Origin of the sequence: Streptomyces sp. adm13(2018) (assembly GCF_008042145.1) — a bacterium.
In the GTDB taxonomy this organism is placed as follows: domain Bacteria; phylum Actinomycetota; class Actinomycetes; order Streptomycetales; family Streptomycetaceae; genus Streptomyces.
Window position 1 is genome coordinate 168,704 of the sequence record NZ_RDBH01000113.1, and the last position, 4,640, is coordinate 173,343.

At 72.7% G+C, this 4,640-nt stretch carries 3 protein-coding genes; 1 reads left to right on the forward strand and 2 read right to left on the reverse strand.

Annotated elements, in window-relative coordinates:
• Positions 1–50 precede the first annotated feature (50 nt).
• Positions 51–2,531 (reverse strand): MFS transporter, encoded by a 2,481-nt coding sequence (locus tag EAO70_RS10750; RefSeq protein WP_187283836.1) that lies wholly within the window; start codon positions 2,529–2,531, stop codon positions 51–53.
• Between the two features lie 240 nt (positions 2,532–2,771).
• Positions 2,772–3,215, reverse strand: a complete 444-nt coding sequence (locus EAO70_RS10755) for an SRPBCC family protein (protein ID WP_148002769.1) — start codon at positions 3,213–3,215, stop codon at positions 2,772–2,774.
• 146 nt (positions 3,216–3,361) lie between these two features.
• On the opposite strand from EAO70_RS10755, the gene EAO70_RS10760 reads away from it, so the two are divergent.
• Positions 3,362–4,393 (forward strand): Rv2578c family radical SAM protein, encoded by a 1,032-nt coding sequence (locus EAO70_RS10760; RefSeq protein WP_148002770.1) that lies wholly within the window; start codon positions 3,362–3,364, stop codon positions 4,391–4,393.
• The last annotated feature ends 247 nt before the right edge of the window (positions 4,394–4,640 follow it).

The following is a 4,640-nucleotide window of genomic DNA, read 5'->3' on the forward strand; positions in this document are numbered from 1 at the left end:
TCCCCCGTCACCGCGCCCGGCCGCTCCGCCCCTCGGCCGGGCCCCGGAGCTCAGTCCTGGTGGCCCAGCTGGAGGTCGCGCTCGGTCCGGCCGCCGCCGGCCATCTGGAGGACGGTCGCGACGGGCGGGTAGCCCGCGGCGATGACCGTGTACTCGCCGGAGGACAGGTCCACGAAGCGGAAGGTGCCGTCGCCGCCGGTGGTGAGGGTGTCGACGACGTTCCCGGCCGCGTCGAGCAGGGTCACCCGGGCGTCCTCCACCGGGCGCCCGCCCCCGGCCCGTACCGTTCCGCGCAGCACGGCCCCGCCGGCGAGCTCGATGTCCTGGCGGGTCTCGCGGGAGGCCTGGACGCTCACCGGGAGCGCGGCGGGCCGGAAGGCGGGGGCGCTGGCGGCGAGCGTGTACTCGCCGGCGACCAGTTCGGAGATCACGTACCCGCCCTCGCGTCCGCTCCGGGTGGAGGCGACGACCTCGCCGCGCACGTCGGTGAGGGTGACGGCCGCGTCCCGGACGGGTGTCCCGTCGGCGGTGACGACGCTGCCCGCGAGCCGGCCGGCGCCGCCGAGGACCACGTCGAGTTCGACGGGCCGGTCGCCGACGGTGACGGAGACGGCCTGCGGCTGGTGCCCGCCGGCCGCCGCGATCAGGACGTACGCGCCGCTGCCGGGGACGCTGAGCGCGTACCGCCCGTCCTCGCCGCTGGCGCCCCGGCCGACCTGCCGCCCCTGGACGTCGATGAGGGTGAGGGCGGCCCGGGGGACGCGGCTGCCGTCGTGGTGCTGGACGGTGCCGCAGACGGGGAACCCGGAGTGCGGGGCGGCGGGTGCGGCGGGGGCCGCGTGCCGGGCGTGCGGGACGGCCTGGACGCCGCCGAACTCGTCGGCTCCGGTGGCCTCGGTGGCGGGGCTGTGGTGGGACACCAGCGGTTTCTCCTTGAGGAAGAAGGCGAGGACGAGGCCGAGCACGAGGACCGGCACGAGGTAGAGGAAGATCCGCGGCATCGCGTCCGCGTAGGCCTGGATGTAGGCGTCGCGCACGGCGGGCGGCAGGGTGTGCACCGTCTGCGGGGTGATCGACTCCGCGGGCGGCAGGGCGGTGGCGCCGCCGGCGAGGACGCCGCCGAGCCGCTCGGCGAGGGCGTCGTCGAGCCGGGAGGCGAAGAGGGTGCCGAAGACGGCGGCGCCGACGCTGCCGCCGATCTGACGGAAGTAGTTGTGGGCGCTGGTGGCGGAGCCGAGGTCGGCGGGGCGTACGGAGTTCTGCACGGCGAGGATGAGCACCGGCATGACGAGACCGATGCCGGTGCCGAGGACGGCCTGCCAGAGGCTGTGCTGGAGGCGCGGGGTGTCGGCGTCCATGCGGGACAGCAGCCACATGCCGAGGACCGAGAGGGCGCCGCCGAGCAGCGGGTAGATCTTGTAGTGGCCGGTGCGGCTGATGAGCTGGCCGGAGACGACGGAGGCGATGACGATGCCGCCCATGAGGGGCAGCATCAGGAGGCCGGACTCGGTGGCGGTGGCGCCCTCGACCATCTGCAGGAAGCTGGGGAGGTAGCTGGCCGCCCCGAAGAGCGCGATGCCGATCACGGCGCCGACGAGTGCGGTCACCGTGAACACGGAGTCGCGGAACAGCCGCAGCGGGATGAGGGGTTCGGGCGCGAAGTGCTCGACGACGAGGAAGAGCAGGGTGGCTCCGGCGGCGCCGCAGGCGAGGCCGATGACGACGCGGGAGTCCCAGGCGTACTCGGTGCCGCCCCAGCTCGTGAGCAGGACCAGGCAGGTGGAGGCGGCGGCGAGGAGGAGGGCGCCGAGGACGTCGAAGCGGGCGCGGGCCGCGGGCTTGGGGAGCTTGAGGACGACGGCGACGACGGCGAGGGTGACGAGCCCGAACGGGACGTTGAAGTAGAAGCACCAGCGCCAGGAGACGTGGTCGGTGAAGAAGCCGCCGAGGAGCGGTCCGGCGACGGAGGCGAGGCCGAAGGCGGCCCCGATGAGGCCCATGTAGCGGCCGCGTTCCCGGGCGGGGACGATGTCGGCGATGATCGCCTGGACGCCGATCATCAGGCCGCCGGCGCCGATGCCCTGGACGGCGCGGAAGGCGATGAGTTCGTCCATGCTGCGTGACCAGCCGGCGAGGGCCGAGCCGATGACGAAGACGACGATGGCGAAGAGGAAGACGCCCTTGCGGCCGAGGAGGTCGCCGAGCTTGCCGTAGATCGGCAGGCCGATGGTGGCGGTCAGCAGATAGGCGGTGATCGCCCAGGACATCCGGTCGAGGCCCTGGAGTTCGCCGACGATCTTCGGCAGGGCGGTGGCGACGATCATCTGCTCGAGCGCGGCGAGGAGCAGCGCGAGCATCAGTCCGCAGAAGACGAGCCGGACGCGGCGGGGGTCCTGGTGGTCGGCCCGGGCGGGGTGCGGCGGTGGGACGGGGCCGGTGGGCGGGTCGCCTTCGGCGAGCGGTTCCGCGTTCGCCGCGTCCGCCGGGACGTCTCCGTCCTCGGCGGATTTCACGATCGTGATCGCACCCACGTACCTGCTCCCCTCGTCACGGCGTCTGCGCCGCGCCATTCTTCGCATTGCGCGCGAAGGGGGAGCAAGTCGGGCGGTACGGGCCGTTCGTGGCGATCGAGGGGCCGAACGACCCTGCCGTACGGCGCACTTGGGTCGCTCATCAGCGCGTTTACGAGGGAGCCCGCGCCCCCGGCGCTCAGGTGGCGTCGTTACGGGGGCGCGGGCGATCCACTCGAATCGGTGAACGCTCCGGGCGTCCTACTTCTCGACCTCGTCCGCCAGCTTGGCGAGGACGGCGTCGTAGATGCGGCCGAGGCCCTTGGGCGCGAAGGTGCGCTCGAAGAAGCCGCCGACGCCGCTCGCCCCGTCCCAGACGGTGGTGACGACGGCGCGGGACTTGCCCTCACCGGCGGGGGTCACGACCCAGGTGGTGACCATCGAGGAGTTGCGGTCCTTCTCGACGAGCTGCCCGTCGGTGGGCTCGGTGACCTCCAGGAGGCAGTCGCGGACGCGCTTGCTGGTGGCCTGCAGCTTCCAGTGGACGAGGGTGCCCTCGCCGTCGCCGCCCTCACGCACCTCGTACTCGCTGAAGTGCTCGGGGAGCAGCTTCGCGCGCGTGCCGCTGTAGTCGGCCAGCGCGTCGAACACCGTCTCCGCGTCGGCGGCGATGATCCGTTCCGTGGTGGCCTCGACCTGCGCCATGGATTCCTCCAGCTCGTGGTTGCTCAGCGGTGTGGGCCAAGCGAACCACGTGGGCTCCGGGGCGCGAAATCCGGGTTGCAACGATCAAGGGAACAGGTGTTCTATTCTGGGCGGACGGTCGACGCACAGCCACCGAGGAGGCGTCCATGCGCTGGGACAATCTGGGCGAATCCCCCGCCGCGCCCGCCGATATCGCCCTGTTCGGCACGGACGCGGTGACCACCCGGACCTTCGACACCCCCGAGTTCCGGGGCATCACCTTCCACGAGGTGCGGGCCCGCTCGATCCTCAACCGGGTGCCCGGTGCGTCCCGGATGCCGTTCGAGTGGACGGTCAACCCGTACCGCGGCTGCACGCACGCGTGCGTCTACTGTTTCGCGCGCAAGACCCACGGCTATCTGGACCTCGACACCGGCCTCGGCTTCGACTCCCAGATCGTCGTCAAGGTCAACGCCCCGGAGCTGCTGGCCCGCCAGCTCGCCTCCGCCCGCTGGCAGGGCGCGCACATCGCGATGGGCACCAACGTCGACTGCTACCAGCGGGCCGAGGGCCGGTACGGGCTGATGCCCGGCATCCTCACCGCGCTGCGCGACCGCGCCAACCCCTTCTCCATCCTCACCAAGGGGACCCTGATCCTGCGCGACCTGGAGCTGCTCACCCAGGCCGCCCGGGTCACCGAGGTCGGCATCTCCGTCTCCGTCGGCTTCACCGACCGGGAGCTCTGGCGCACGGTCGAGCCCGGCACGCCCTCCCCGCAGCGACGCCTGGACGTGGTCAGGACACTGGGCGCGCACGGCATCGACTGCGGGGTCCTGATGGCCCCTGTGGTGCCCTTCCTCGGCGACCGGCCCGAGCAGCTGCGGGAGACGGTCCGCGCGATCGCCGAGGCGGGGGCGAGCTCGGTCACCCCGCTCGTCCTGCACCTGCGGCCCGGCGCCCGCGAGTGGTTCATGCAGTGGCTGCGCCGCCACCACCCCGGTCTGGTGGGACGGTACGAGCGGATGTACGCGGACGGGGCCTACGCGCCCACGTGGTACCAGCGGCGGATCACCCGTCAGGTGCACGAGTTGGCGGCCGAGTTCGGCATCGGACCGTCCCAGCGGGGGGCCGCGCGCCGGATCGCCGTGCCGGAGGAGCCGTCCCTCGCGGCCGCGCCCGAGCAGCTCACCCTGCTCTGAGCACCCTCATCTGCTTTGAGCGCTCTCACCGCGTTCCGGGCGCTCCTCGGATCATCGGACCGGTCGTCTGACACGCCGTCGGATCCCCCTCCGTTCGGGTCAACTCTCGCCGAAACAGGTCCCCTCCGGTCCGGTACGGGACACAAACGCCCTATGACCCCACGCGCAGGAATGCTGATCGCCGCAGGAGCGCTGGTCGCCGGGACGGTCACCGTCCTGCCCGCCGCCCCCGCGGGCGCCGGTGAGC

Coding starts and splice junctions, on each gene's coding strand:
- EAO70_RS10755 (WP_148002769.1), bottom strand. CDS start 3,215: ATGGCGCAGGTCGAGGCCACCACGGAACGGATCATCGCCGCCGACGCG.
- EAO70_RS10760 (WP_148002770.1), top strand. CDS start 3,362: ATGCGCTGGGACAATCTGGGCGAATCCCCCGCCGCGCCCGCCGATATC.